The sequence below is a fragment of the Streptomyces sp. ITFR-6 genome, assembly GCF_031844725.1.
Taxonomy (GTDB): domain Bacteria; phylum Actinomycetota; class Actinomycetes; order Streptomycetales; family Streptomycetaceae; genus Streptomyces.
Genome location: NZ_CP134612.1, coordinates 5,191,738 through 5,214,799 on the forward strand (window position 1 = coordinate 5,191,738; position 23,062 = coordinate 5,214,799).

A 23,062-nucleotide genomic window follows, 5' to 3' on the forward strand; every position below is an offset into this window, starting at 1 on the left:
CCAACGGGTGCCGCGGCGTGGTCAGAGACATGTGTGGGCATGTCTGGGCACGTTGGGAATCACCATCACGGAGGTGTGCGCCATGGCAGACGCCGCGTTGCGGCTGGCCGCTCTCGCCCAGGAGTTGCTGGGAGAACCCCTACCGGTCCGGATCCGGGCCTGGGACGGCAGCGAATCCGGACCGCCCGAGGCCCCCGCCCTCGTCTTCAGGAGCCGTCGTGCCCTGCGCCGGCTGCTGTGGAAGCCGGGCGAACTGGGCCTCGCCCGCGCCTGGGTGGCCGGGGAGATCGATATCGAAGGCGATCTGTACGAGACCCTGGACCTGGTGGCAGGGCTGATCTGGGAACGCGGGATCGACGCGAAGGACAGCATCCACCCGGTCCGCGACCCGAAGGTGCGGGCGGCCGCCAAGGGACTGCTGCAACTCGCCGGCCCGTGGCCGCCGCCCCCGCCGCCGCCGGAGGAGGTACGCCGCCGTACCGGCGCCCTGCACACCAAGCGCCGCGACAAGGAGGCCATCAGCCACCACTACGACGTGGGCAATGACTTCTACGAACTGGTCCTCGGCCCGTCCATGGTCTACTCCTGCGCCTACTGGGAGGACGGCGGCACCCTTGAGGACGCCCAGCGCGACAAGCTCGACCTGGTCTGCCGCAAGCTCGCGCTGAAGGAGGGGGACCGCCTCCTGGACGTCGGCTGCGGCTGGGGCTCCATGGCGATCCACGCCGCCCGCGAGTACGGCGCCCGGGTCACCGGCGTGACCCTCTCCACCGAACAGGCCGCCTTCGCCCGCAAGCGCATCGCGGAGGAAGGGCTGACCGACCGGATCGAGATCCGGGTCCAGGACTACCGGGACGTCAGGGACGGCCCGTACGACGCCATCTCCTCCATCGGAATGGCGGAACACGTCGGCGCGGTCCGCTACCGCGAGTACGCCGACGACGTCTACGCACTCCTCAAGCCCGGCGGGCGCCTCCTCAACCACCAGATCGCCCGCCGCCCGGAGAAGGACGAGTCCGCCTACCGCGTGGACGAGTTCATCGACGCCTATGTCTTCCCGGACGGTGAGCTGGCCCCGCTGGGCCGGACCGTCGCCACCCTTGAGGAAGCCGGCTTCGAGGCCCGCGACGTCGAATCGCTCCGCGAGCACTACGCGCTGACCCTGCGCCGCTGGGTCGCCAACCTGGAGAAGGAGTGGCCGCGCGCGGTGAAGATGACCTCGCCCGGCCGGGCCAGGGTCTGGCGCCTGTACATGGCCGCCTCCGCGCTCTCCTTCGAGCACAACAAGATCGGCGTCAACCAGATCCTGGCCGTGCGGTCGACGGAGGGCGGAGCCGCCCGGATGCCGCTGCGCGCCCGCGACTGGAAGGCGTCCGCGACCGGCTGAGCCGTGCACACGCCTGAGGGCCGGTATCCGCGGTGGCGGATACCGGCCCTCTCCCGTACGCCGGCCGGCGCTACTCGGTCTTGATGGCCGTCAGCATGTTGAGCTTCGCGGCGTTGCGGGCCGGCCACATCGCGGCCAGCACCCCCACCAGTCCGGCCAGCAGCAGGAAGAGCGCGATCCGGCCCCACGGCACGACCAGCGCGTACTGCGGGATGGAGGACGAGGCGGCGTTGCCGATCGCCCAGCCGAGGAACAGGCCGAGCCCGATACCGACCAGCGCGCCGAACACCGAGATGACCACGGCCTCCAGCCGGATCATGCGCTTGACCTTGCGCCGGTCCAGGCCGATCGCCCGCAGCATGCCGATCTCCTGCTGCCGCTCGAACACCGACATGGCCAAGGTGTTGACGACCCCGAGCACCGCGATGATCAGGGCCATCGCCAGGAGCCCGTACATGATGTTCATCATCAGGTTGATGGTGCCGCCGAACATGTCCCGGATGTCCTGGCGGTCCATGACGCTCATGCCCGGGTTGTCACCCAGCGCGTCCACCACGGCCTTCTCGTTGGCGGCGCTCGCGCCGCCGTCCGTCTTCACCCAGATCTCGCGGATGTCCGCGCGGCCCTCGTGCGGGGCCACCTTCTCGCGGGGGATCAGGACCGGCGACAGGAACTCGTTGTCCTTGTAGAGCACCCCGACCTTCAGGTTCTCCTTCTTGTGGTCCTCGTACGTGACCGGGACGCTGTCCCCGGTCCGCCAGCCGTTCGACTTCGCGGTCTTCTCGGAGACGGCGATCGTGCCGCCGCCCAGGGAGTCCATCGAGCCCGAGGTGGTGTCGATGCTGAAGACCTTCTGCACATCGCCGGGGGTGACGCCGGACGCCGACAGATTGGCCTTGCCGACCGTCAGCCAGACGGACTGCTGGGGGGAGACGGCGGTGACGCCGTCAGCCTTCTCCAGAGCGGTGAGCGCCGACTCGTCGAGCGAGTCCCCGCTCGCCATCGACACCATGTAGTCGGCCCTGACGTTGTCCGTCGTCATCCGGTCGACCGCCTGGCCGAGTGTGACGCCGAGGACCGAGATGCCGGTGACGAGGGTCAGGCCGATGGCCAGCGCGGAGGCGGTGGCACCGGTGCGCCGGGGGTTGCGCACGGCGTTCTGCGCCGCGAGCTTGCCGGAGACCCCGAACAGCCGCCGCAGCAGCGGGCGGAGCAGGGCGATCACCGGGCGGGACAGCAGCGGGATGAGGATGATGATGCCGATCAGCGCCAGGAAGGCACCGGCCGCGATGGCGGCCTGGGCCGAGTTCCCGGACCGCGCCGCACCGGCCACGACCGCCGCCGCGCCGAGCAGGGTGATGACCGCGCCGATCGAGTTGCGCACCACCAGGGACTTCACGGTGGCCACCGCGTACTGGCTGTTCATCGCCGCGACCGGCGGGATCTTCGCGGCCCGTCGGGCGGGCAGCCAGGCGGCCAGCACGGTGATCAGAACGCCGACGGCGAAGGTGGCGACGACCGTGCTCGGCGCGACCACCAGCGGACCGGCCGGGATCTTGCCGCCGATCAGGCTCATCGCGGAGCGCAGCCCGATGGCGAGACCGATGCCCAGCGCGAAGCCGATGACGGACGCGATCACACCGACCACGGCCGCTTCGAGCAGCACCGAGCGCTTGACCTGGCGGCGCGAGGCGCCGACAGCACGCAGCAGCGCCAGCTCCTTGGTGCGCTGTGCGACCAGCATGGTGAAGGTGTTGGCGATCAGGAAGACGCCGACGAACAGGGCGATGCCCGCGAAGCCGAGCAGCAGCTTGTTGAGGCTGCTGAGGCCGGACTCGATGTCCTTGGCCTGCTCGTCGGCGCGCACCTTGCCGGTCTTGGCCTCCGCGTCCTCGGGCAGCAGCGGCTTCACCGCGGCCAGCACCTGCTGGTCGGAGGCGCCGGGGGCGGCGGTGACGGAGACGTCCTGGAACTCGCCGGGCCGCAGGAACAGCTTCTGGGCGACGTCGGTGTCGAAGAGGACCAGGCTGCCGCCGGCGTTGACCGCGCCGTCCTCCGTGGTGAAGACCCCGGACAGGGTGTACTCCTTCACCGGACCGTTCGTGGCGACCCGGACCGTGTCACCGACCTTGTACTCGCCCTTCTTCGCGGTGTCCCGGTCCAGGGCGATCCGGCCGTCAGCGGTCGGACCGGTGCCGTCGGTGAAGGCGTACTGCGCGTCCTTTCCGCCCTTGCCCGGGGCGAAGTTGGCGCCGGTGTTGGACCAGCCGTTGCCGATCAGCTTGCCGTCCGGGTCCGCGACCCCGGCGAAGCCGGAGACCCGGCCGGTGGCGCTCTCCACCCCGTCCAGGGCGCGGATCTTCTTCAGGGTGGCGGCGTCGACGCCGCGCGACTCCGCGTCGCGCTGGTCGGCGTAGGTGGTGACCGCGACGGCTACGTCGTCGTAGTTCTTGGCCGACTGGTTGCGGAAGGCGTTTCCGAGGGTGTCGGTGAAGACCAGGGTGCCGGAGACGAAGGCCACGCCGAGCATCACGGCGAGGACGGTCATCAGCAGCCTGGCCTTGTGCGAGAGCACATTGCGCAGGGCGGTACGGAACATGGCTGTGTCCTGGGGGAGGGGTTCCGGAAAGGGGCACGGTTCGGGCGTCGCACGGCGCGAGGCGGTGCGAAGTCGGGGCCGAGGCTGCGGCCCGGGGCTCAGCTCAGCTGGTGCGCCCCTTGGTGTCGAACGCCTTCATCCGGTCCAGCACGCCGTCCGCGGTGGGGTGCATCATCTGGTCGACGATCGCCCCGTCCGCCAGGAAGATGACCCGGTCCGCGTAGGAGGCGGCGGCCGGGTCGTGGGTCACCATGACCACGGTCTGGCCCAGCTCGCGCACCGAGTTGCGGAGGAAGCCGAGGACCTCGGTGCCGGAGCGCGAGTCGAGGTTGCCGGTCGGCTCGTCACCGAAGATGATCTCCGGCTGCGAGGCCAGGGCGCGGGCCACCGCGACGCGCTGCTGCTGGCCGCCGGAGAGCTCGGTGGGACGGTGCTTCAGCCGGTCGGAGAGCCCCACCATCTCGATGACCTTGTGCAGCCAGTCCTGGTCGGGCTTGCGGCCTGCGATGTCCATCGGCAGCGTGATGTTCTCCAGCGCCGTCAGGGTCGGCAGCAGGTTGAACGCCTGGAAGATGAATCCGATCTTGTCCCGTCGCAACTGGGTGAGCTGCTTGTCCTTGAGGGACCCCAGCTCCGTCTCACCGATCCGCACCGATCCGCTGCTGAAGCTGTCGAGACCGGCCACGCAGTGCATCAGCGTGGACTTGCCGGAACCCGACGGGCCCATGATCGCGGTGAACTCGCCCTGCGGGAAGTCCACGGTGACCCGGTCCAGCGCGGTCACCTTGGTCTCGCCCTCTCCGTAGACCTTCGACAGTTCCGTGGCGCGGGCAGCCACCGCGGTGGCGCGGTGAGCGGTGGTCATGGTGGTCACGGGAGGCTCCAGGGTGGGGTGCGTACGGGACGGGGGACGTTCGGTCCGGGGACCGATTGATCCGGGGACCGTTCGGTCCGGGGCCCTGAGGCAGGCACCGCGGGACGCGGCGCCCTCCTCGGAGGCACTGCTCCATCGTCTCCGCCGTTTCGCCGCGGATCGTCACTCCCGGTGCCCGTTCCAGGGGCCGCCTTGAGTCGCACCGAAGGGCGTCCGCGTCCTCCTGCGGTATGACACCGCCCCCGAGACGGGGACGCCGCTTGGAGGGGGTACGGCACCGTGTTCATGATCACAGACGGGGCCCCGGCGGATCCTGAACCCGCGGGTGGGCACCCCGTCCCGCGCCGCGTGAACGACCCCGCCGGCCGGCAGGGGTGGCGCGCCCCTGGCGATCAGTGGCGTGCCCCTGGCGAATCGGCTGTGTGGGTGCGGCGAATTCACGTCAATTCGGATTGCCGGTCGCCGCGCTCACAACCCGGCCAGGCGTGTGACTATGCCTCTCGGGTGTGCTGACGCACCCTCAAGCGGTCAATAAAATAAGACAACATCGAGCCACTGTTCGGGTGATCGGGAGAGCCCCCCGGATAGGGTCATGTGCCAACGCAGAGCCGCGCCAAGCCCGGATGGTGGAATGCAGACACGGCGAGCTTAAACCTCGCTGCCCCTCGGGGGCGTACCGGTTCGAGTCCGGTTCCGGGCACCACCGCGATCATGCGGTTTGACCTGCAAGTACGGCTGATTCCATATGCCCCTCTTTCGTGCGTTGGGCGCACCATGGGCGCACCGCTGCCCTACGGTCCCGATATGGCGTACATCGTGATGCGAAAGAACGAGGCCGGCGAGGTCACCAGCTACCAGGTGAAGTGGCGCCTGGGTGGCGCCCGGGACGGGGACTGGCAGACGGAGCGCTTCGATGACGAACCGTCTGCTGAAGTATTTCGGGATGCGGTTAACGAGGCGGAGCAACAGTGGCCGCCGGGCTGGATCAAGGGTCAGGGCTACATCACGACGGTGAGTAGCGGTGACAGCGCGACGAAGTACCGGTTCCGCGAGTACGCACTGCTGAGCGTCAAGGACCGAACCGGCATCGAGGAGCACTACCGCAACTCGATCCGGAAGGAGCTGGAGACGTACATCTTCCCCACGTTCGCGGAGTGTGACATCCGGTCGGCCGAGCACTTCAGCCAGGACACCATCCGGCCGTGGGTGAGGCAGCTGGAACAGACGATGGTGCGCAAGGGGCAGATGCCGAAGCACGGCAAGCCGAAGCTCCGCAAGATGAGCCCCAAGACCATCCGCAACCTCCACGGGCTGCTGTCCAGCATTCTGGAGGAGGCGGTCAAGGCGGAGCCGCCATTGCGGGGCCGGAACCCGTGCAAGCTGACCAGGCTGCCGCGCACCGACGATGACGGCGCGAGCGCGGAGGACGGGGAGGACATTGAGTTCCTGACTCCGGAAGAGGTCGCGGGAATCATCGGCCATCTGGCCCGCCGCAGCGACCAGCTGCTCGCCATCGTGAAATACGGGACGGGTATGCGGTGGAGCGAACTGACGGCCCTGGCACCGATGTGCGTGCTTCTCGCAGATCCCGGAAAGCCGAAGGCCAGGGTTCGACGGGCGTGGAAGCGGGATGGGAAGGGCGGCTACTACCTCGGGACGCCGAAGTCGCGGCGAGGCCGGCGCACGCTGCGGATCTCGCCGACGGTGCTTGACGCGTTTACGGAGCTGGGTCAGCACCAGCTCGGGCGCGACGACCTGTTCTGGACGAATGACGCGGGGGCGCGCCTGCACTACAGCAGCTTCTACGACCGGTGGGAGCGGGCTGTGAAGCGGGCGCACCAGGACGGTGTGTTGCCGGCGGAGAAGAATCCGACGCCGCACGACCTGCGGCATTCTCACGCTGCGGTGCTCCTCTCGCAGGGGCGGTCGTTGACGTACGTGCAGCGGCGACTCGGGCATGAGTCGATCAAGACGACCAGCGACACGTACGGGCACCTGCTGCCTGAGGCCGACGACGACGCCATGGACGACATCGAGAGGTCGCTGGGTGGCGGCCGCCCGTCGAGCGGTGTCCTGGAAGGTGGCGAGACACAGTTGGGCCAGGTGGTCTACGTAATCCATCTGGAGGCCGTGGTGCAGGGCTTCCGCAAGCGCGACGACGCCGTGGCGGTCCTGGAGCAGTGGAGCCTCGACACGGGCCTTACGGGACGCCTGGAGACGTGGAGTTGGGCGTGGTGGCAGCGGATGCCGGGTGGGCAGAACGCGCTCCACTCGTACGTCCCGGAGCGCGTGTGGCTGTGGAGCATGGGGCTGGCCCTCTATCGGGCAGACGGGGCGGAGATTGTGCCGGCCGGAGAAGCCGACGCTCCGGCCGGCCGGTGGGTCTGGGAGTGGGAGGACCTGTTCACGGATGACCCGGCGGTCAGCCGGACGGAGTGGCGGCCTGACGGGCACACGGAGGCAGAGGCGTGGGGGGTGAATCCGGAGGCGGTTCAGGTGGCGTTCGCGCAGGCCCGTGCAGACGCGCTTCGGGTGTGCGCTCTCAACCCTGCCGCTGGACAGGAGGAACCGCAGCCGGTCTCTGGGTAGCCCTGGGCGGAGAGGGGCCTCCGGACATCCGGGGCCCCTCTCCGCGTGTCTGGGGCGCCGAGATGCTTAGAGGCGGTCGTGGTCTCCACGAGCCGCCGCACCCGGGATTCGGGCACGCTGCCTAGTCGCAGCCTGGGGGGAACTGCCGCGCGCCGCCGCGTCGCGAGTGAAACGGTCTGCTCCAGCTTGCAGGGTTTCCTGGACGAGGAGGTTGTGCTCCTCGGCGAGCTCAAGGAGCTCACGCTGGGCAACCAGACGCAGGCCGCGCTCGCGGCTCAACTCGCTGAGCAAGTCATCGTGCCGCTTTTGGACGCCTTCGATGCGGAGCTGATTGGTCTCGGTCTGTCGCTCGACCAGGCGTGCGTGAGCCTCCAGCGCGCGGCGCTCGGCGCTGAGCGCTTCAAGGTCGCTGCGGATGGAGGAACTGTGCCGGATCAGCCAGCGCCGGATCAGGAGGACGGCGCCGATGATCGCGCCGACGGTCAGCATTGTGGTTCCGCCTACGGCGCGGATCCAGTCGCGGTGACGGAGCCCTGAGGCGCCAAGTTGGCCGCCGTAGATAGTGGTCCCCAGAGTGATAGTCCGCAGGACGATCTGTCCGGTGAGTCGGCACCTCTGGATTAGCAAGATTTACCCCCTAGATGCAGCCCCGCCCCCTTCGGCCTCCGCCTCCGCTTCCTGCTGGAGGCGGATTGCCTGCTCGACGTTGCTGATGAGCATCTTGCGAATCATGGGGTCGGTGATGCCCCATTCGTCCGCCGCGTCCTCTGGGGTGAGCGAAGCCGAGCGTACAGGCGGTTCATTCTCGTCAGTCCAATATTCACCCGAAATGACCTTGCCTTGGACGAGCGTCGTCCGGAGGTCCATCTTGAGGACCCTGGCGATCTTCTCCATCTGTGAGGGGCGGGGGAGAGTCACGCCCTCGATGGTCCGACTGATGGCGGACGGGCTCATGCCCACATCTTTGGCGAGCCGTTTGCGGCCGCCCGCACCGGAGGTCAGGTCGTAACCGGCCCTGGCTGCGCCTTCGGCGAAAAATCGGCCGAAGGCTTGGGCGGCTTCCGAGGCGGGGGTGTTCATGTCTTCGACTTTAACGTGCATGCAAGCACGCGAACAGAGCGTGCATGCATGCATTGCCGCAGGTCAAGGCGCAGAATCGATGAACCCGCAGGCCGAATAGGGGGTGCGCGGGCGCACATCACTAGAAAACACGCACCAGGAAGCCACGTTTTAGGTGACCGCATGCATGCATGCAAGTGCTAACGTGCATGCATGCATGCAACCGTGCATGCATGCACACCGAGGGAGGTGGTCCTGTGCTGCGCCTACGAACCGATCTGCTTCTCGCGAGGGCATCTGCGGCCGGGCAGAAGACGCCCAACGACATCGCCCAGCGCATCGGCGTGGAGGACTCGACGATGTGGCGCCTTGTCGGAGGCCGTACCACGCCGAGCCTGAACACGCTCGTCGCACTGAGGGCCGTGTACGAGATCAGCCTTGACGATCTGGTCCGTGAAGCCGCATGAGCCTTGCCAGCCAGTCGATCAAGACTGCCGAGATGCTCCCGGGGATCCCGCGCCTCGGCGCCATCCCCGGCCTCCAGAACTACTCGCTCGCCGAGGCCGCCGAACTGCTCCGCTGCTTCCCGCGGTTCCTTGAGGACAACCTCAAGGAGCTCCCGCACCAGAAGATCGGCGCGGCCGTGGCTTTCGACGCCGACGAGCTGCTGGAGATCAAGAACCTGTTCCGCGTCCGCCCTGCTGGCGCCGGAACGGCACTCCGCGACGCGCCCCCGCTGGCGCTCGCCGACATCGCACCGTCACGGCGCCGACAGCGCGTCTGACGTGCAACGGGGCCGCCCGGACCGTTTGCCCCGGTTCCGGCCAGCCCCGCCAACCCAAGCCCCTCAACCAGTGAACTGAGGAACTCGTGAACGCACATGTTACCGACGGCGGGGGAGCCCGATGAGTGCTCTCATCCTCGCCGCCATGATCGCGCTCTTTGTACTGATCCCGGCCTCGATCGTCGCTCACCGCGTCGCGACCGCTCCGCCGGAGGAGACCCACACCCCCGCCGGCTGCCGCCACTGCGCGGACCTGCTCCAGGTCGACCCGCCCGCGCACATCCCGGGCCAGCGGACCGGCGGTGAGTCGTGAAGAACGAGCAGACCCACAACGCGCGGACCTGCACCCTGTGCGCTCCGCTGCGTCACCCCTCCAACTACCGGGCGCGGCGCGTGCTGTCGACGCTCCCCCGGCAGACCGCCGAGTCGGCGGGCACGGAACGCAAGAGCGCCGGTGGCTGCTGATGGACCACCTTCTCCTCAACCAGCTGCCCGTCGGCGACGTCGCGTGGCTGCGGGTCGCGTCCAGCAGCGAGCCCGAGCGGTTCCGGGCCTGCATGGCCCGGACGCTGACCGCCATCGCCCAGGGCGACGACGTCGCCACCTCGGCGTGGAACGCCACCGCCCCGGTCCGGCTCGCCGCCGAGATCGAGGCCATGGCTGGCATCCGCCGTCTCAACTGCTTCCGGAAGGACCCGAAGTGACGACCGTGACCCCGCTGTTCGACCTGACCGACGAGACCGGTGGCGCACTGGTTGATGCCCCCACCGCGCGCCTCCTGCTCCCCGCCGACGCCTCCCGCGAGGAGTGGTTGGAGGTCCGCCGTGGCGGTATCGGCGGCTCCGACGTCGCCGGAATCCTTGGCCTGGCCGGGAAGTACACCGGCCCGCGCCACGTCTTCGAGGAGAAGCACGGCCGCAGCACCTTCGAGGGCAACGAGTACACCGAGATCGGCACGGAGATCGAGGACTTCATTGCCCACATGTTCACGAAGCGGTCGGGTGTGACGACGGCCGAGGCGCCCGGGACGCTCGTGCATGTCGACCGGCCGTGGCAGCGGGTGAACGTCGACCGCTACACGTTCGAGCAGCCGGGCCCGGCGTCCGGGGTGCTGGAGTGCAAGAACAGGTCCGAGCACCAGGCGGAGCAGTGGGAGAACGGGGCTGTCCCCGACGCCCCCGCGATTCAGTGCCACTGGGGTATGGCCGTCGGCGGCTGGAACCACGGTTTCGTGGCCGCGCTGGTCGGCGGCAACAAGCTCCGCTGGGTCCGCCTGGAGCGCGACGAGGAGATGATCGAGTACCTCGTCGACTACTGCGGGCGCTGGTTCGAGCGCCACATCGTCGAGGGGGTTGAGCCCCCGGCTGACGGCCTGGAGGCGACCACCGACCTGCTGGCGAAGCTCTGGTCAGTCAAGGCGGAGACGATCGCTGAGATCGACGTGGCGAAGGCCAAGGAGCTGCGTGCCAGGCACGCCGAGGTCAAGGCACGGGCGAAGGCCATCGACGAGGAACTGCGGCTCGTCGAAAACGAGATGAAGCTCCTCACCGCCGAGAACGAGGTTGCGAAGTCGGGCGGCAAGCCGGCGTGGACGTGGAAGGGCAACGGCACCTTCGCGAGCAAGAAGTTCGCGGAGGCGCACCCCGACCTGGTCGAGAAGTACACGCACATGTTGCCCGCGCTCGACGTCGACCGGCTCAAGGCCGAGCAGTCCGAGACGTACGAGAAGTTCCGCGCACGCCGCCTCATCGTCCCCGCGAAGGGAATCTGACCCATGTCTCTCTCAACTCTCAAAGACCGTGTGCGCGCGGCGACCGTAGAGCAGCCGGCCACCGACGCGACCGTGCAGGCTCTCGCCGAGGACACGAAGGGGGCGGTCCCGGCCCAGCTGCACACGTCGGCTCAGGCCGAAGGCGACGACGTCGCCGACAAGGCCCTGACGTGGCTGGAGAAGTACGGCGACGACTTCACGCGGGCACTGCCCTCGCACATCGACGTGAAGGCGTTCCTGTCCGCCGTGCGGGCCGCCCTTCCGGGCCTGATCCGGTGCACCCCGGCGTCGCTCCGTCAGGCGCTCCTGACCTGCGCCCGGTTCGGTTTGGTGCCGGACGGCCGCCATGCAGTCATCAAGCGCGAGGGCAAGACGGCCGTGTTCGTGCCGATGGCCCAGGGCTACGTCGATCTGATGTACCGCTCAGGCCGGGTCGGGTCGGTTCACGTCGGGATGATCCACGAGGGCGACGAGTGGAACTACGAGCCCTCCGCGCCGTCGCCCTTGGATTTCACCCACAAGCCCGCCCTGACCGCGTCCAAGAGGAATCGGGGCCCGGCGCTCTTGGCCTACGCCTTCTGCTGGATGGCGTCCGGCGCCCGCTCCCAGGTCATCGTGCTGAACCGCGAGGACGCCGAAGAGATCCGCAACGAGTACAGCCAGGCGTACCGGCGGGCACAGGAGCCCGGCAAGGCCGATTCCTTCTGGCACACGGACTTCGACAAGATGTGGGCCAAGTCGGCGCTGCGGCGCCTGCACAAGGTCGTCCCGATGTCCGCCGAGCTGGTCGCCCTTCTCAAGGCCGACGACGCCGGCGACTCGGGTGAGGTTCAGGTCGTCCACGCCCCGGCCGAGGAGACCCACCTCCAGGCCGAGGCGGACGAGGCCCACGAGCGGGCCGAGGAGTCGCAGGACCCGCAGGAGACGCGCACCCGGCCGCTGCCGCGCAAGCGGACGCAGCCGAAGCGGCAGACCCGGGCGGCGCGCACCGGGCGGAGGCGCGCCCGTCGGTGACCGACCTGTCTCTCAGCAGCCTGGCCGTGCTCGTCACGGCCAGGCTGCTGCCCCCGGCGGCGCGGGTCCTCTCGCGCCGCCAGGGCGCCCCGGCCGCCGGATTCCGGAGCGGACCGCTGTTCGCCTGGTGTCCGGCCGAGGGCCGCGAGATGCCCCACGTCCTCGACGCCGGCGGGCGCCGCTGCCACTCCTGCAAGACCACCACCCCCATCCCCGAGACAACGACGTCAGAGGAGACGACCCGTGGATGAATCCTTCGGACCCGAGTACGTCCGCCCCGCACAGGCGGACTGCTCGCGCTGCGGCTGCTGTACGGCCGCGCTGTGTGAGAAGGGCCGGAACAGCGTCAGGCGGTGCGCGGGGTCGACGACCGACGAGCACCGGACGACGGTGGACGGTTGCCCCTGCTCGGCGGAGACGACGCAGCGCACCGCGGCCTGGCGGCCCGTGGAGGACCCCAACAGCTTGTTCCCGCAGTTGAAGCTGCGCGGCTTGGGTCAACTCGTTCACGCCCTCCCGGCGATCACCCCGCTCGGGCACACATACCTCGCGGCGCTCGACGACGCGCGTGCGCCCGCCTCGGTGCGGGTGGTCGACGTGGACATGAAGTCGCGCACGGCTCAGGTCGAGGTCACGGCCTGGCGGACGGACGAGTTGGCGACCGTGCTGGTCGACCTGATCGCCAGCGACACCGGTCTCAACATCGACGCGCTGCCGGGCAGTTGGCTGGTCGCTGAGGCGAACTGCCACGCGGACAGTCACGACCGGCTCGTGCTCACCGGATTCCGCAAGCAGGTCTCCCCTCCCGCCGGCTGGATGGGCACGGGCGGCGGTGGCGGCGAATGACGGAGGTCACTGCCGGGAGTCTGCTGCCCGCTGGCGGCCAGGAGGCCGACCACGCGCGGGCGCAGCTCCTCGCCCAGGCCCTCGCGCCGGGCGGCGCCGAGTTCCGGTTCATCACCTTCACCGGCGACCCGGCGAGCAAGGCCCGTCCCCGCTTTACGAAGGAGGGGCGGACGTACAAGACGGACGCAGACACGCAGGCGGAGACGCGTACGGCCTGGCAGCTCCGCCGGTCCTTCCGGCAACCGTGGACGGGGAACCTCGCGCTGGGTTGCGTGTTCTTCCGGCCGGACCGGCAGCGCATCGACGTCGACAACATGTTGAAGCACGTGTGCGACGCCGGTAACGGCATCGCCTGGGTCGACGACGCGCAGATCACCGCTGTGTATGGGGTGGCCGAGCTGGACGTCGACAACCCGCGGACCGTGCTCGTGGTCGCCCGTCACGTCTCGTCGCTGGACCGCTCCGACCTCGGGAAGAAGCCTCGTGCCGCGCGCCGGAAGGCGGGGGTGCGGGCGTGACGTCCGAGGAGATCGCCGCCGCGCTGGACGCCGCCGACGTCTCCGTGCCGGGCCCTTCGGTGCCCGCGCGGGGCCGGTCCGTGTCGGCCGCGTCGTGGCAGGACGCGTTCAACGCGCGGACAGTCGCGATGGAGGGCGGTCACCTGCACTGGACCGGCGCGACCGGGCACCGCGGTACGCCCGTCGTCTCGTTCCGGGGCCAGGTGCAGACCGGGTACCGGCTGGCGTTCCGCTGGCACCACGGGCGGGAGCCCGAGGGCAACGTGCGGCCGACGTGCGACTACCCGTGCTGCCTCGCCGGCGGGCACCTCGCCGACCGCAGGATCCGCGAAGGGGGCGCGGCGTGATGCTCCCTGGCGCGACGTGGGACAAGGGCATCGACCTGGTCGCTGTCGAGCGTGCCGCGTTGTGCCGGGGAGCGTGCCCGGCTCTCACGGACGAGGAGAAGCGGCGCACGGTCCTCGTGATGACGGAGGCCGGGCGGTCCGCCGAGGACATCGCGGCCCGGCTGGGGATGGCCGAGCGGACTGTGGGCCGGTGGCGCGGGGAGATGGGGCTCTCGTCATGACGTGGCTGGACGTCTTCGTGGTCTACGTGGAGGTCGCCGACGCCGTGGTGTCGACGTCCCCGGTGTGGGTGCCGCTGCTCCTCGGCGGGGCGGCGCTGGCGTGGGGCGTGCGGCGTGTTCCCCGGCGCCGCCGGACACATCCGGACGCGTCCGGACAGGACCCGGACAGCCCGCCGGACATACCGGCCTTGCTGTCCACCCCCCCAGCCGTGACCTGCGCGGACACCGTCCGGACATGCCCGCCGACTTCTGGCCGGACATGCCCGGACGTGACGAACATGCAAGGAGCAGACCATGCCGCGAGTCCCCCGTCCCACCGACCACACGACGCTGCCCCGTGCCCGGCACTGGAGCGACGACGCAGCGTGCGTCGGCGTCGAGACCAGCGTGTTCTTCTCCGGCAAGGGCGGCGTGCCCGCCGCGCTGGACGCGGCCTACGCCAAGACGTTCTGCAACCAGTGCCCGGCCCGCGACGCGTGCCTGGCGCACGCCCTGACGCACCGCGAGGACTACGGCGTGTGGGGCGGCCTCGACGAGGGCGAGCGCGCCGAACTCCTGCGCCAGGCACGGCGGGCGGCTGAGAAGCAGCGCCGCCAGGAGCGCGAGAGGGCGAAGGCCGATGCCACCACGGCCGCGTAAGCGTGCGGTACGAGAACCCGGGCGGAAGCCGGCTCTGCCGCCGGGCGGGCTGCTCGACTGGTCCGCGTCCTGGCACTTCGACGAGCAGGCCCTGCCGTGCCGGTACTGCGGTGCGCCGACGCACCTTCGGGACTCCAAGAAGTCCCCGGCCGACAAAGTCTGTGCCGAAGCGGCACTGGCCGAGATCGACCAGATCATCCAGGTCTACAGCGGCCAGAGGCAGCTGTGAGCAGGGGGCGGGCGTGCTGAGCCCGGGACTGCTGACGCTCTGGACACGGCAGGTCCTCGAAGCGGCGCACCGCGGCGATGGGGACCTGGTCCACGACGTCGCCGGGCGGATCGCCGACAGGGGCGACGCCCTCGACCTGCTGGCCGCGTGCCGGGTGGCGGCCGACGACGCGGTGCGGGCCCTCCACGTCCTGTACCGGCGGCCGGACCCGGCCCGGGGTGAGGCATGGGCGCTCGACCAGCTCGGCGACGCGGAGGGGCGCCCGGCCCGGCTGTTCGCCGCCCGGCTGGTGACCGCCTACGCCAACCACGACTACGACCTCGTCACCGCGCTCGTCGCGGCGGCGGCCGGCGCCTCCCGCGACGAGCGGGCCGAGTCGCTGCGCGCGCTGGTGACCTACGCGGCCGAGCTGGACGCTCGCGCCGCCCGACACATCAACCCCACGGAAGGAACGCACGATGAGCACCGACCTGACGACTCCTCCGCAGGAACGGCGGGGCGCCCGGAACAACTTGCAGCGCCGCCCGAGGCACCGTGGCGAGGAGCGCGAGACGCTGCGCCAGGACCTCGCTACGGGCTACGGGGCACTGGCCTCGATCCGGGACTTGGCCGCCAAGCACGATCTGTCGTACGGCTTGACTCGGACGCTGCTGCTGGAGGCCAAGGTCAGCCTCCGGTCCCGGAACCGTCGTGCGAAGAAGGCCCAGGGATGACCGCCCGCCACGCGGTCATCGGCGGAGTCATCGCCCTGGTCGTGCTGCTGCTCCTCGTCCTGGCCGGCTGCATGAAGGTCGCCGGTGACGACGACACCGACTGCGACGACGAGTGGTTCGCGCTCGTTACGGCGGAGAAGCCCGCCCCGCCCCGACCTGCCGCGCCTCGTCCCGCCGCTCCCGCGCGCAAGGCGCCGGTGGCCCCCGTGGTCCCGGCCCAGCCGGACAGCCGGGCGGTGCCGCACGCGCCCTCGGTGTACAAGCCGACGCCGACGAAGACGAAGCGCTCGCACGGCCACCGCGGCCACCACGACCTCGACATCTGCGACGACTGATCCGAAAGGCGACCACAGTGAAGTCCACCACCGAGACCCGCCTTGGGGCTGACGGCAAGAAGTACCGGCCCCTCTTGGTCGGGGAGGCCCGCCAGAAGGTCGTTCGCGAAATGACCGAGTGGTACGAGGCCGGGTCGTCGATCCGGGACCTCGTCACCGAGTTCGACCGGCCCTTCGGTTCGGTCCAGCGGTTCCTCGCCGAGGGCGGCGTGGTGATGCGCCCCCGCGGCGACACCCGCCGACCACACCCGCACTGACCCGCTGACATCACGCCTCGCCGCTCCACCTCTTCGGCGGGGCGGCACTGGCACAACCGCCCATGGAAGGACGCAGGTGCGCCGACTCTCGATCTGCGCCGAGTGCCGCCGCGAAGTGCTGTGGACGGTCACGGACGCCGGGAAGCGTCTGGCCGTCGACTCCGAGCCGTCCCCGGACGGGAACTCAGCGGTCTACCGCGACGGAACCGGCACGCAGCGGTCCCGCCGCCCGTCGGAGGAGCTGCCTCTCAAGGGGTGGGAGCGGCTGCACATGCCGCACGTCGTCACCTGCCCCGGCAGGCGGCGCGCGCCTGCCCCTGCCCCTGCCCGGCCCGGGGTGCTGCCGCCGGGCGTATCGGACCTGGCCGCGTACCGGCTCAAGGGCCGGGGGCAGTCATGAGCAGGCCCGTCCCGTCGGTCGGCCGGTGCCAGTGCTGCGGGTACGACCGCGCGCTGTCCGCACACCGGTCCCGCCGAGACGGCCTACAGAGGCTCCTGTGCACGCCGTGCTGGTCGGCGGCCACTCTCGCCGAGGAGCGCGGGGAGGTCGTGACGTGGGCCCCCGGGCACACCGAAGAAGCCGCCCCGGTGGAAGGCGGCCTGTGGTGAATCGGTCGTCAGGAAGCCGGCTGCTCGCCGAGCGCCTTCATGGCGCGCTCGTAGAACTCCGGCGTCACCAGGCAGATACGCCGACGCCCGCGCACGGTCAGCGCGGTCACGAGATCCCGCTCGCGGGCGTCCTCGATCAGCGTCGTGAACTGGGCGCGGGCAAGGGTGAGGGACAACTCGCGCACGCCGTCTCCGGCCACGCTGTCGTGCGCGCTGTAGCGGCGTCGCGGCGAGTAAGTCCTGTTGTGCTCGGGGTTCTCACGGCGGACTGCTTCCGCTTCGGCCTGCGCGGCCGTTGCTCGGTCTGCGTGCCACTGGACGTCACGCCGGGCAACATCCGACCACCACGGCTTGTCCGTCGAGTGCTGGGCGAATCGGACGTCGGGCTGGTGGGAGATGCCGATGTACAGCAGCCCTCCCGACTGGTCGTAGAGCCGGTGCAAGGCCGTCCTGCGGCTAGCGATGTCCACGGGCGATCTCCTCGGTCAGGCCGAGGGCTCGGCCCCCGGCTGCTGTGCCTCCTCGGCTGCCTCCGCGATGTCCACGGGAACGATCGCCGCTACCCGGCGCCCACGGCTGGTCACGTAGGTGATGCGGCCTCGGACGGTGCTCTCGTGCAGGACGTCGGACAGCTGGGTCCGCAGGTCGCGGACGCCGATCTCGGCGCTTGTGTTCGCAGGCATACGCAGAGGCTAACTCATGTACGCCAGGACTCGCGAACGTACGCTAGTGTACACATGACGGATCTTGATCCTCCCCGGGTTCCCGCCCGCTCTGCCTGACTCCCACCACCCGACAGCACAACCGAGAAGAGACACCATGAGGAAGCGGAGCGGTCGCCCGCCCCGGTTCGCGCAGGTGCCGAACGAGACCGTCGACGACTCCCCGAACCTGGACCTGACGGCGCTCGGGCTCCTGACCGTGTTCCTGCGCCACAAGGACGGCTGGGACATCACGCTCGCCGACATTGGCGCCCAGTACGGCTACGGCGAAGACGCGATGGCGAAGGCCATAGGGATGCTCCAGGTCGCCCGCTACGTGGTGAAGGTGCGCGTGATGGGCGCCGGAAACCAGTGGCGTACCGAGATGGCCGTGTACGCCCCGCCGGCCACCGACGTCGAGGTTGACGAACTGCTCGCCGCCATCCGCGAAGAGGACCCCGCGGTCCGGCGGGCGGAGGTCATCGAGCCCACGGCCACCGCGATCAAGAAGGTCGCCGCGAGGCGCAAGAAGCTGGCCGAGGCGCAGCCCCGGAAGCGGTCACGGAAGGCTTCCCCGACTCCGGGAAATCCCGGAGTCGGGAAACGGGATGACGGCACCGGATCATCGCAGGTCAGCCCCGACTCGGGGGTTTCCCGGGACCCGGAGAACCCCCGAGTCTCTAAGAACACGGTGGGTGAGAAGACGATGGGAGAAGACAAAGACGCTGGTCCTGACGCCGTAGGCAAAACTGCAGGTGGTTGTGCGCGTGCGGACGAAAGCGACAGCGCGGCGGACGAAAGCGACCAGGCCGAAGGCGGCTCCGCCGCGTCCGGAACGAAGCTCCCCACTCAGCGCAAGACGTCACCGCGAACGGCCACAACGAAGACCCGGCCCCGCAAGGAGTCGCCCGGCTTCGAGACGGTGCGGGCCGCGATCCCGGCCGCCGCTGCCCGCCCCGGAACGAAGCTGTTCCCCGGGCTGCACCGTGCGATCAACGACCTGCTCGACGGCAACGCGGCGGCGGGCATCCCGCGCCGGACCCCGGAGCAGGTTGTCGCCCGGATCAACCGGCGCTGGTACGGCGAGAACGCCGAGGACCGCGCGGCGGCCGACTACCGCGGCTGCGACCGCTGCACGGCTTCCGGATGCACGGCTCCTCGCCGAAACCTCGAGAACCCGGAGGGTTGCGACCGGATCAAGAACCGGAACTCGTGGCTCGCCGCCGCGATCCTCGCGCAGGACTGCCCGGACCCGGGATGCGAGGACGGGCAGCTCATCGATGGCGGCGACTGCCGCAACTGTCGTGAGCGGGCCGAGGAGCGCCGGGAGGTCGAGCGGGGCATTGCTGCTGCCCGCGCCCTGCTGGAGGCGGACACCGAGGCCCTGACGACTGCTCAGGCCGCCGTCGCCGAGTGGGAGGAGGCGCGGGCCGCCGAGGAGGGGCGGCTGCGCGCGGAACTCGGCCGCGCCGGGATGTACGGCGCGATGCTCGACCACCGCATTGGCCAGCACATGGCCGGATGGCGGGACCGGAACCCCCGGCCCGCCGCCCCTGCTGCTCGGGGCACCAACGAGCGACAGGCGGTAGACGCGTGAACCCCGACTTCCTGCCCCCGCTGGGGGCGTCCCTGCGGGCCCTGGGCGACTTCGCTGCCCGGCACGAGGTGAACGACGACACGCTCGCCGCGATCGGCGCCGAGCTGGATCGGGCCCGGTCGCTGATCCGCTCCGCGCAGGGCGAGGTGCGGGCAAACCGCTGCTTGCGGCACCCCGGCGGCCCGGTCGACCCGACCGCCGACAACGGGTGCCTGCTGTGCGGCACCCAGCAGAGGCGGCCGGCTCGCCCGGTCCCTGACGACTTCGTGCCCGGTGACGTCCTGCGCGTCCTCCAGGAGCACGGCTACGACGCGGCCACCGAACGGTTCGGCCCGCAAGCGGTGACCCGGGCCGTCGCCCTCAGCGGCCGTCACCCCTCCACCGACCAGCGGCGGGGCATCCCCGCCCAGCCGCACGACGACGAAAGCGAGAACTGACCATGCCCACCCGAAAGTTCACCGTCCACGAGCTGGCCGACCTGGGCGTTCCGCCCGACAGCCCGAAGGACATCAAGTACAGCGAGACCGTGCTCGTCGACGAGCACGTGAGCATGAGCAAGTACAGCCAGGTCCGGCGGTGCGTCTTCCGTGACGACGACGGCCGCACGTACGGGGTGACGTACGAGGCGCAGGTCGAGGCGGGGCACTACGAGGTCGGCCCGCCGCCGGAGAACCACGGCTGGCTCGGCGCCACCGTCGAGGCCGTCGAGGTCGAGCAGCGGCCCGTGATCGTCGCCCGCTGGGAGCCCGTCGGCGACGAGCCCGCCGTCGACCGTCCGGCGCGCGGCGCGATCGACTCCCTGGCCGCCGTCTGGTTCCAGGAGGCCGGCGCCCGCGAGGACGTCGCCCGGGAATCCGCCGCCGCGTGGATCATCCAGCACGCCGACGAGGTCGCCGAGCTGTACGACGCGTACCTGGACTCGGCGGAGGGCGAACAGTGAGCACCGTCGGACCGAAGCCGCGCGGCGAGTGCCCCGTGTGCGGGCTGGACTACCAGCTCACGAAGGACGGCATCCTTGGCCGCCACAACGGCATGACGGCGGCCGGGTTCTCCACCGGCGAGCGCTGCCTCGGCGTCGGCGAGCCCCCGTTCGTCCCGGAAGGCGCCTGATGACCGGCCAGTCCCTGCCGCGCGGCGCGTACACGGCGACGCCGTGCCGCGCGTGCCGGACCCCGAAGCCGGCCCGTTGGTACCTGTGCGGCGGCTGCTGGGCGGCGCTCCCCGCACCGGCCCGCCGAGCCCTGAACCGCCGCGACGGCCGCGCCCTGACGCGCCTCCGCGAACTCCACGCCCGCATCGACAGCGAACAGCCCCTGAACGAACTGGAGATCACCCCGTGACGATCGAATCCCGCCTCGCCGTCGCCGCGGCCCTGCAAGCCGCCGGATGGACCGGCACTCCCGGCCGGCTCGGCCACGGCATCCTCAAGCACCCCTCCGGGGCGGTCTGGCAGATCAGCAACGAGGCCGGGGGCTGCTCCCTCGACCTCGACGTGCCGGACGGGCCCACCGTCGACTTCCGCAGCAAGGTGCCGAACTCGGTGGTCGTCGCCGCGTGCCTGGCCGCCTCCGGGCAGCTCGACCCCGCGCCCACCGGCCCGCCCCCGCCCAGTGCCCTGCTGGTCGCCGAACTCGAAACCGAGGCGCAGACGGCGGTGGTGACGAACCTGCTGGCCACGGCGACCACGACCACCGAGATCAACGCGGTCGCTCGTGTCGCTCTGCGCGCCGGGCTCCTGTGGCGCTGCCATCCCTGCAAGCGGGATCACTACCTCCGAGACAACCGATGCGTCGAGTGCGGCGCCAGCCGCCCGACCGACTACTGACACCGCTGGAGAGCACCGTGAGCACCACGTACGTCGTCCCCGAACTCACCCGCGGCGAGGTCGAGTCCATCCAGGACCGCGACCCGCGCCCGGCCGACTGCCCGCAGTGCCAGACCGGCTACCCGGTCCCGCACTGGCCCAGCCCGGCCGGCTGCCGCAGCAGCTACCGCGACAGCACGGGTCGGCTGTTCCGCGTCCACTGCACCTGTGACCGCTGCTGGTAACGGCACGGCCGTCCGCCCCGTTCGACCCGGGGCGGACGGCCTGGCCCCCACCGTACGACCGAAGGACCCCCGTGGACTCCTGCGAGGACTGCAACCGACCGTTGTGCCGCGACTGCGGCACCCACTACTGCTGCGAGCCCTGCCCCTGTGCGCGCTCGCACACCTGCGCCTGCGAGTGCAGCGCCCACGACCACCGCATGACCTACGCGGACTGATGAAAGGACCCGGCCCGATGATGCCCGCTCCCGACCCGGCGGCAATCTTTCAGGCGCTCGCCCTCGGCGTCACCGGCGACCACCAGGGCGGCCTGGACGCCCTCCAGCCTCTCGTCGACGCCGGCCCCGCCTCGACGTTCGCGCTCCTCGCCTCCCTCGCCGAGACCGCGTCGAAGGAGGCCCGCGAGGCCAACGGCCCCGACACCTTCTACGGGACCGTCGTCGGTCCCGACGGGGAGGGCGACATCGGCATGTTGCCGCCGCCGATCCGGTTCGCTGCCCGCTTCATCACCGCGTGGGCGAACCGCGACCGCGACACGGCGCACGCCCTGTTCTGGGCCGTGGTCGAGCCGTCCGACCGGAACGGCACCAGCGACCTGAGCGACGCCATCACCGCGGTGTACGGCATGGCCGTTGCCGCTGCCGAGCACCTGGTGCTGGAGCAGCGCCGCAAGCGGGAGGGCACGACGTGAACCAGTCCTCGCCCGTCCCGGTCGCACCGATCGAGGGCCTCTTGCACATCGCGCTGCTCCTGGCCGTCGTCTGCGTGCAGGACCGCGACGAGTCGCCGTTCGGCTGGTCCGAACTGCCACCCCCGACCGCCACCCCCGAAGGGATGTACCCGTGAAGCTGCACTCGCCGCCCATCCTCGACACGCACTGGGAAGGCTTCGAGCTGAGCGCCGACGCCACCCACCGCTACCTGTGGATCTGGCAGGGCTCCAACATCCGGCTGATCGCCGTCCCGCACGGAGAGGACGGCCTCGGCGCCTACGACCACGCATGGTGCTACCCGCGCGACCCCCAGCTGGTCGCCGAGCACGTCGCCGCGTGGAACCCGGACACCCAGGACGAGCCGACCGGCTGGCACAAGCGGCCTACCTCGCCGGCCCGGCAGGCACCGCAGCGCGACGTCGAGCCCGAGCACAACCGGCCGCGCTGCGTCCACGGCTGTTACGTCGCCGACGGCTGCCGGACCGTCAACTGCCGCGATGCCCTCGAACACGCGCGCAGGTGCGGAACCGGCCCTTCCTGAACCCCCTACCATCCCCCGGCACCGCACGAGGCGCGGCAGCTCCTCGTGCGGTGCCCTGCCCCCTGTCGCCCAGCGAAAGGACATCCGAGATGACCCAGCCCACCCAGCCCGGCACCGCGGCCGTCGCGGAGAAGACCGACGGCCTGCCGCCGTTCTCCGGGGAAAGCACCGTGTGCGTGAAGTGCTCCGACAGTGAGGCGTTCACCCGGTTCCGGCCGGCCTGCCCGCGCGGCCTGTGGGAGTACAACGGCCGTACCGACATGCGCGGCCCGCTCCCGGAGCGCCTGGAACGGCAGTGCCAGCGCTGCGACTTCCAGTGGGACGAGGCGCTGAACCCGACGCCTGGTGCCCGCCCGGCTACCAACCAGGAGATCGCGTACGCGCTCCAGCAGTCCCACGCCGGGTGGGCGCTCGACCTGTCGGCGGAGTGCGCCGCGTACATGGCACACCAGCTGACGGAGATGCTTCACCTCCTGGTCCGCCTCGACCACCCGATGTGGCTGCCCCGCCCCGGCCGCCCGCTCCTCGTCCCGCCGCAGGGCCCCGTTGAGCCCAACCCTCAGCACACGTCGGCCGTGCCGATCCCGCTGCACGAGCGCCCCGACATCCAGGCAGGCCCCACCGCCTACACCACTGCGACCACCGAATGAACAGCCCGGACAGCCGTCCGGACG

General features: G+C 70.5%; 37 protein-coding genes and 1 tRNA gene. 33 read left to right on the forward strand and 5 right to left on the reverse strand.

What is annotated here, in order from left to right; translation table 11 throughout:
* Positions 1–82: 82 nt before the first annotated feature.
* Entirely contained in the window at positions 83–1,387 is a 1,305-nt protein-coding gene (locus tag RLT59_RS23625) for a class I SAM-dependent methyltransferase (RefSeq protein WP_311305245.1), read from the forward strand.
* 70 nt (positions 1,388–1,457) lie between these two features.
* Here RLT59_RS23625 and RLT59_RS23630 read toward each other — a convergent pair whose 3' ends face one another.
* Positions 1,458–3,986: an ABC transporter permease gene (locus RLT59_RS23630; RefSeq protein ID WP_311305246.1), complete on the reverse strand. Its 2,529-nt coding sequence runs from the start codon at positions 3,984–3,986 to the stop codon at positions 1,458–1,460.
* A 103-nt stretch (positions 3,987–4,089) separates the two neighbouring features.
* Positions 4,090–4,860, reverse strand: a complete 771-nt coding sequence (locus RLT59_RS23635) for an ABC transporter ATP-binding protein (RefSeq protein ID WP_311305247.1) — start codon at positions 4,858–4,860, stop codon at positions 4,090–4,092.
* Positions 4,861–5,477: 617 nt separating this feature from the next.
* On the opposite strand from RLT59_RS23635, the gene RLT59_RS23640 reads away from it, so the two are divergent.
* The 3 genes from RLT59_RS23640 (at position 5,478) to RLT59_RS23650 (ending at position 7,986) form a co-directional block, all read left to right on the forward strand.
* Positions 5,478–5,563: transfer RNA gene (locus RLT59_RS23640), tRNA-Leu, on the forward strand.
* A 71-nt stretch (positions 5,564–5,634) separates the two neighbouring features.
* Positions 5,635–7,449, forward strand: coding sequence for a tyrosine-type recombinase/integrase (locus tag RLT59_RS23645; RefSeq protein WP_311305248.1), 1,815 nt, complete (start codon positions 5,635–5,637; stop codon positions 7,447–7,449).
* 78 nt (positions 7,450–7,527) lie between these two features.
* Positions 7,528–7,986 carry a hypothetical protein gene (locus tag RLT59_RS23650; protein ID WP_311305249.1) on the forward strand — a complete coding sequence of 153 codons (459 nt, stop codon included), beginning with the start codon at positions 7,528–7,530 and terminating at the stop codon, positions 7,984–7,986.
* A 93-nt stretch (positions 7,987–8,079) separates the two neighbouring features.
* Here the strand turns inward: RLT59_RS23650 and RLT59_RS23655 are convergent, their stop codons facing one another.
* Entirely contained in the window at positions 8,080–8,529 is a 450-nt protein-coding gene (locus RLT59_RS23655; RefSeq protein WP_311305250.1) for a helix-turn-helix domain-containing protein, read from the reverse strand.
* A gap of 236 nt (positions 8,530–8,765) precedes the next feature.
* Here RLT59_RS23655 and RLT59_RS23660 point away from each other — a divergent pair, with 236 nt between their 5' ends.
* From RLT59_RS23660 to RLT59_RS23745, 18 genes are all read left to right on the forward strand, one after another.
* Positions 8,766–8,975 (forward strand): helix-turn-helix domain-containing protein, encoded by a 210-nt coding sequence (locus RLT59_RS23660; RefSeq protein ID WP_311305251.1) that lies wholly within the window; start codon positions 8,766–8,768, stop codon positions 8,973–8,975.
* Positions 8,972–9,292 (forward strand): hypothetical protein, encoded by a 321-nt coding sequence (locus tag RLT59_RS23665; RefSeq protein ID WP_311305252.1) that lies wholly within the window; start codon positions 8,972–8,974, stop codon positions 9,290–9,292. The genes RLT59_RS23660 and RLT59_RS23665 overlap by 4 nt, the downstream gene beginning before the upstream one ends.
* 121 nt (positions 9,293–9,413) lie before the next feature.
* On the forward strand, positions 9,414–9,605 hold the full coding sequence (locus RLT59_RS23670; RefSeq protein ID WP_311305253.1) for a hypothetical protein: 192 nt from the start codon (positions 9,414–9,416) through the stop codon (positions 9,603–9,605).
* Positions 9,602–9,757 (forward strand): hypothetical protein, encoded by a 156-nt coding sequence (locus RLT59_RS23675; protein WP_311305254.1) that lies wholly within the window; start codon positions 9,602–9,604, stop codon positions 9,755–9,757. The genes RLT59_RS23670 and RLT59_RS23675 overlap by 4 nt, the downstream gene beginning before the upstream one ends.
* Entirely contained in the window at positions 9,757–9,996 is a 240-nt protein-coding gene (locus RLT59_RS23680; protein ID WP_311305255.1) for a hypothetical protein, read from the forward strand. The genes RLT59_RS23675 and RLT59_RS23680 overlap by 1 nt, the downstream gene beginning before the upstream one ends.
* Entirely contained in the window at positions 9,993–11,063 is a 1,071-nt protein-coding gene (locus RLT59_RS23685; protein WP_311305256.1) for a YqaJ viral recombinase family nuclease, read from the forward strand. The genes RLT59_RS23680 and RLT59_RS23685 overlap by 4 nt, the downstream gene beginning before the upstream one ends.
* A gap of 3 nt (positions 11,064–11,066) precedes the next feature.
* A complete protein-coding gene (locus RLT59_RS23690) occupies positions 11,067–12,077 on the forward strand; it encodes a phage-derived integrase/recombinase RecT (protein WP_311305257.1) in 1,011 nt (336 codons plus the stop codon).
* Positions 12,074–12,328: a hypothetical protein gene (locus tag RLT59_RS23695; RefSeq protein WP_311305258.1), complete on the forward strand. Its 255-nt coding sequence runs from the start codon at positions 12,074–12,076 to the stop codon at positions 12,326–12,328. The genes RLT59_RS23690 and RLT59_RS23695 overlap by 4 nt, the downstream gene beginning before the upstream one ends.
* Positions 12,321–12,923, forward strand: coding sequence for a hypothetical protein (locus tag RLT59_RS23700; RefSeq protein WP_311305259.1), 603 nt, complete (start codon positions 12,321–12,323; stop codon positions 12,921–12,923). Before RLT59_RS23695 ends, RLT59_RS23700 begins: the two co-directional genes overlap by 8 nt.
* Positions 12,920–13,441: a RusA family crossover junction endodeoxyribonuclease gene (locus RLT59_RS23705; RefSeq protein WP_311305260.1), complete on the forward strand. Its 522-nt coding sequence runs from the start codon at positions 12,920–12,922 to the stop codon at positions 13,439–13,441. Before RLT59_RS23700 ends, RLT59_RS23705 begins: the two co-directional genes overlap by 4 nt.
* A complete protein-coding gene (locus tag RLT59_RS23710) occupies positions 13,438–13,788 on the forward strand; it encodes a hypothetical protein (protein WP_311305261.1) in 351 nt (116 codons plus the stop codon). Before RLT59_RS23705 ends, RLT59_RS23710 begins: the two co-directional genes overlap by 4 nt.
* Entirely contained in the window at positions 13,788–14,009 is a 222-nt protein-coding gene (locus RLT59_RS23715; RefSeq protein WP_311307830.1) for a helix-turn-helix domain-containing protein, read from the forward strand. The genes RLT59_RS23710 and RLT59_RS23715 overlap by 1 nt, the downstream gene beginning before the upstream one ends.
* A gap of 294 nt (positions 14,010–14,303) precedes the next feature.
* Positions 14,304–14,648, forward strand: coding sequence for a WhiB family transcriptional regulator (locus tag RLT59_RS23720; RefSeq protein WP_311305262.1), 345 nt, complete (start codon positions 14,304–14,306; stop codon positions 14,646–14,648).
* Positions 14,629–14,877, forward strand: coding sequence for a hypothetical protein (locus RLT59_RS23725; protein ID WP_311305263.1), 249 nt, complete (start codon positions 14,629–14,631; stop codon positions 14,875–14,877). The genes RLT59_RS23720 and RLT59_RS23725 overlap by 20 nt, the downstream gene beginning before the upstream one ends.
* Before the next feature lie 458 nt (positions 14,878–15,335).
* The gene (locus tag RLT59_RS23730; RefSeq protein ID WP_311305264.1) at positions 15,336–15,590 is read left to right on the forward strand and encodes a helix-turn-helix domain-containing protein; all 255 of its coding nucleotides are present in this window, start codon (positions 15,336–15,338) and stop codon (positions 15,588–15,590) included.
* Complete coding sequence (locus RLT59_RS23735) at positions 15,587–15,925, forward strand: hypothetical protein (RefSeq protein WP_311305265.1); 339 nt, start codon at positions 15,587–15,589, stop codon at positions 15,923–15,925. The genes RLT59_RS23730 and RLT59_RS23735 overlap by 4 nt, the downstream gene beginning before the upstream one ends.
* Before the next feature lie 17 nt (positions 15,926–15,942).
* Positions 15,943–16,182: a helix-turn-helix domain-containing protein gene (locus RLT59_RS23740; RefSeq protein ID WP_311305266.1), complete on the forward strand. Its 240-nt coding sequence runs from the start codon at positions 15,943–15,945 to the stop codon at positions 16,180–16,182.
* Between the two features lie 76 nt (positions 16,183–16,258).
* A complete protein-coding gene (locus RLT59_RS23745; protein ID WP_311305267.1) occupies positions 16,259–16,582 on the forward strand; it encodes a hypothetical protein in 324 nt (107 codons plus the stop codon).
* Positions 16,583–16,799: 217 nt separating this feature from the next.
* On the opposite strand, the gene RLT59_RS23750 is transcribed toward RLT59_RS23745, so the two are convergent.
* Positions 16,800–17,261: a hypothetical protein gene (locus RLT59_RS23750; protein ID WP_311305268.1), complete on the reverse strand. Its 462-nt coding sequence runs from the start codon at positions 17,259–17,261 to the stop codon at positions 16,800–16,802.
* Between the two features lie 15 nt (positions 17,262–17,276).
* Positions 17,277–17,474 carry a type II toxin-antitoxin system prevent-host-death family antitoxin gene (locus RLT59_RS23755; RefSeq protein WP_311305269.1) on the reverse strand — a complete coding sequence of 66 codons (198 nt, stop codon included), beginning with the start codon at positions 17,472–17,474 and terminating at the stop codon, positions 17,277–17,279.
* 136 nt (positions 17,475–17,610) lie between these two features.
* Here RLT59_RS23755 and RLT59_RS23760 point away from each other — a divergent pair, with 136 nt between their 5' ends.
* From RLT59_RS23760 to RLT59_RS23810, 11 genes are all read left to right on the forward strand, one after another.
* A complete protein-coding gene (locus tag RLT59_RS23760; protein WP_311305270.1) occupies positions 17,611–19,089 on the forward strand; it encodes a hypothetical protein in 1,479 nt (492 codons plus the stop codon).
* Positions 19,086–19,526, forward strand: a complete 441-nt coding sequence (locus tag RLT59_RS23765) for a hypothetical protein (protein ID WP_311305271.1) — start codon at positions 19,086–19,088, stop codon at positions 19,524–19,526. Before RLT59_RS23760 ends, RLT59_RS23765 begins: the two co-directional genes overlap by 4 nt.
* Before the next feature lie 2 nt (positions 19,527–19,528).
* The gene (locus RLT59_RS23770; RefSeq protein ID WP_311305272.1) at positions 19,529–20,029 is read left to right on the forward strand and encodes a hypothetical protein; all 501 of its coding nucleotides are present in this window, start codon (positions 19,529–19,531) and stop codon (positions 20,027–20,029) included.
* Entirely contained in the window at positions 20,026–20,199 is a 174-nt protein-coding gene (locus tag RLT59_RS23775) for a hypothetical protein (protein WP_311305273.1), read from the forward strand. The genes RLT59_RS23770 and RLT59_RS23775 overlap by 4 nt, the downstream gene beginning before the upstream one ends.
* Positions 20,199–20,429 carry a hypothetical protein gene (locus tag RLT59_RS23780; protein WP_311305274.1) on the forward strand — a complete coding sequence of 77 codons (231 nt, stop codon included), beginning with the start codon at positions 20,199–20,201 and terminating at the stop codon, positions 20,427–20,429. Before RLT59_RS23775 ends, RLT59_RS23780 begins: the two co-directional genes overlap by 1 nt.
* Complete coding sequence (locus RLT59_RS23785) at positions 20,426–20,914, forward strand: hypothetical protein (RefSeq protein WP_311305275.1); 489 nt, start codon at positions 20,426–20,428, stop codon at positions 20,912–20,914. Before RLT59_RS23780 ends, RLT59_RS23785 begins: the two co-directional genes overlap by 4 nt.
* A 17-nt stretch (positions 20,915–20,931) precedes the next feature.
* A complete protein-coding gene (locus tag RLT59_RS23790; protein WP_311305276.1) occupies positions 20,932–21,138 on the forward strand; it encodes a hypothetical protein in 207 nt (68 codons plus the stop codon).
* A gap of 232 nt (positions 21,139–21,370) precedes the next feature.
* A complete protein-coding gene (locus RLT59_RS23795) occupies positions 21,371–21,826 on the forward strand; it encodes a hypothetical protein (RefSeq protein ID WP_311305277.1) in 456 nt (151 codons plus the stop codon).
* Entirely contained in the window at positions 21,823–21,981 is a 159-nt protein-coding gene (locus tag RLT59_RS23800) for a hypothetical protein (RefSeq protein WP_311305278.1), read from the forward strand. Before RLT59_RS23795 ends, RLT59_RS23800 begins: the two co-directional genes overlap by 4 nt.
* The gene (locus RLT59_RS23805; protein WP_311305279.1) at positions 21,978–22,388 is read left to right on the forward strand and encodes a hypothetical protein; all 411 of its coding nucleotides are present in this window, start codon (positions 21,978–21,980) and stop codon (positions 22,386–22,388) included. Before RLT59_RS23800 ends, RLT59_RS23805 begins: the two co-directional genes overlap by 4 nt.
* A gap of 89 nt (positions 22,389–22,477) precedes the next feature.
* Positions 22,478–23,038: a hypothetical protein gene (locus RLT59_RS23810; RefSeq protein WP_311305280.1), complete on the forward strand. Its 561-nt coding sequence runs from the start codon at positions 22,478–22,480 to the stop codon at positions 23,036–23,038.
* The last annotated feature ends 24 nt before the right edge of the window (positions 23,039–23,062 follow it).